Origin of the sequence: Nocardia farcinica, assembly GCF_029867845.1 — a bacterium.
GTDB classification, from domain to species: Bacteria; Actinomycetota; Actinomycetes; order Mycobacteriales; family Mycobacteriaceae; genus Nocardia; species Nocardia farcinica_A.
This window is the reverse complement of the sequence record NZ_JARWRU010000949.1, coordinates 1-1,574: the sequence shown is the minus strand read 5'-3', so window position 1 is coordinate 1,574 and position 1,574 is coordinate 1. Positions and strand designations below refer to the sequence as shown.

General features: G+C 72.4%; 3 protein-coding genes. All 3 read left to right on the top strand.

The genetic code is table 11. The features are described from left to right. A partial coding sequence (locus QH283_RS20925) for an AIR synthase-related protein (RefSeq protein ID WP_280504671.1) occupies positions 1-427 on the top strand: 427 nt, incomplete at its 5' end. Between the two features lie 11 nt (positions 428-438). Next, positions 439-1,122, top strand: a complete 684-nt coding sequence (locus QH283_RS20920) for a uracil-DNA glycosylase (RefSeq protein WP_280504670.1) — start codon at positions 439-441, stop codon at positions 1,120-1,122. A gap of 85 nt (positions 1,123-1,207) precedes the next feature. Continuing rightward, positions 1,208-1,465 carry a hypothetical protein gene (locus QH283_RS20915; protein ID WP_280504669.1) on the top strand — a complete coding sequence of 86 codons (258 nt, stop codon included), beginning with the start codon at positions 1,208-1,210 and terminating at the stop codon, positions 1,463-1,465. The last annotated feature ends 109 nt before the right edge of the window (positions 1,466-1,574 follow it).

Here is a 1,574-nt window from a genome sequence, read left to right as displayed (position 1 = left end):
GGTCGCCGAAGGCGGTCACCGAGATCACCAGTTCGGGGCTGCGTACGAGGCCGTCCCCCTCGGCGAGGCCCCCCGACCGCACGCCATGACCGATGTCTCCGACGGGCTGCTCGCCGATCTCGGCCACCTGGCCGCCGCGTCCGGCGTCGCGGTCGACCTGCATTGGCCCGCGCTGCGCGAGCCCGACCTGGAACCGCTGGCCGCAGCGCTGAATGCCGATGCGGCGCAATGGGTTCTGACCGGGGGTGAGGACCATGCCTTCGCCGCCGCCTGGCCCGCCGAGGCCGACCTGCCCGCCGGGTGGCGGGTGATCGGCGTGGTCGGCGAGGGGTCCGGCGTCACCGTCGACGGCGTGCCGCGATCGGGCAGCGGGGGCTGGGAATCGTTCCGTGGGGCGGAGGCTGCGCCCGGCGCCGAAGCGCGATAGGTTGTCCGGTCATGGGCTCGAAACCACTGTCGGAAATCGTCGACCCGGGCTGGGCCGAAGCGCTCGCGCCGGTGGCCGATCGGATCACGGCCATGGGTGAGTTCCTCCGCGCGGAGAACGCGGCCGGGAGGGGCTATCTGCCCAAGGGGGAGAACGTCTTACGCGCCTTCCAGCGTCCCTTCGCCGACGTCCGGGTCCTGATCGTCGGCCAGGACCCCTACCCGACGCCCGGCCACGCCATGGGCCTGAGTTTCTCGGTGGCGCCGGATGTTTCGCCGATCCCGCGCAGCCTGGTCAACATCTTCACCGAGCTGCACAAGGACCTCGGCCACCCCACCCCGACCACCGGCGATCTGAGCCCGTGGTCCGACCAGGGCGTGCTGCTGCTGAACAGGGTGCTCACCGTGACGCCGGGCCAGGCCGCCTCGCATCGAGGCAAGGGCTGGGAGGCGGTCACCGAGCAGGCCATTCGAGCCCTGGTCGCCCGGCGCGCGCCGCTGGTGGCGATCCTGTGGGGCCGCGACGCGGGCACCCTGCGCCCGCTGCTGAACGAGGCGGGCGTGCCCTACATCGAGTCCGCGCATCCCTCGCCGCTGTCGGCCTCGCGCGGCTTCTTCGGTTCCCGCCCCTTCTCCCGGGCCAACGAACTGCTCGAGAAGCAGGGCGCCGAACCCGTCGACTGGCGTCTGCCGTGATCAGCGCCGCTCTGATCCCCCCGCTGTGTCCCGGTCACCTCCGGGGCCTGTCATATCGCACAACGATTCATTGAGGAGCTACACCATGCACCACACGACCGTTCGCGCCGGACTGCGCGGCACCCTGGCGACGCTGGCCCTCGCGGGCGCGATGGCCGGGGGCGCGTCCGCCGCGAACGCCGCGCCGCTGCAGCTGCAGCCCTACACCGAGCCGGTGGTCGAGACCTCGCCGGTGGCCGAGGAGTTCACCTCCACCGGCACCTCCACCATCTCCTCGGCGGTGAACGCCAAGGTGGCCTGCCTGTTCCAGCGCACCTTCAGCGCCATGAACCTGGACTGCTGAGGCTGCCGACCAGCCGAAACAGCTGTCCGTGGGGGGCCGGGGGGGTGTTTTTCCGCCCCGCCGCGGGGGGGGGGGGGGTTGTGGGGTGTGACCCGGGGGGGGGGGGGCG

Coding starts and splice junctions, on each gene's coding strand:
- QH283_RS20915 (WP_280504669.1), top strand. CDS start 1,208: ATGCACCACACGACCGTTCGCGCCGGACTGCGCGGCACCCTGGCGACG.
- QH283_RS20920 (WP_280504670.1), top strand. CDS start 439: ATGGGCTCGAAACCACTGTCGGAAATCGTCGACCCGGGCTGGGCCGAA.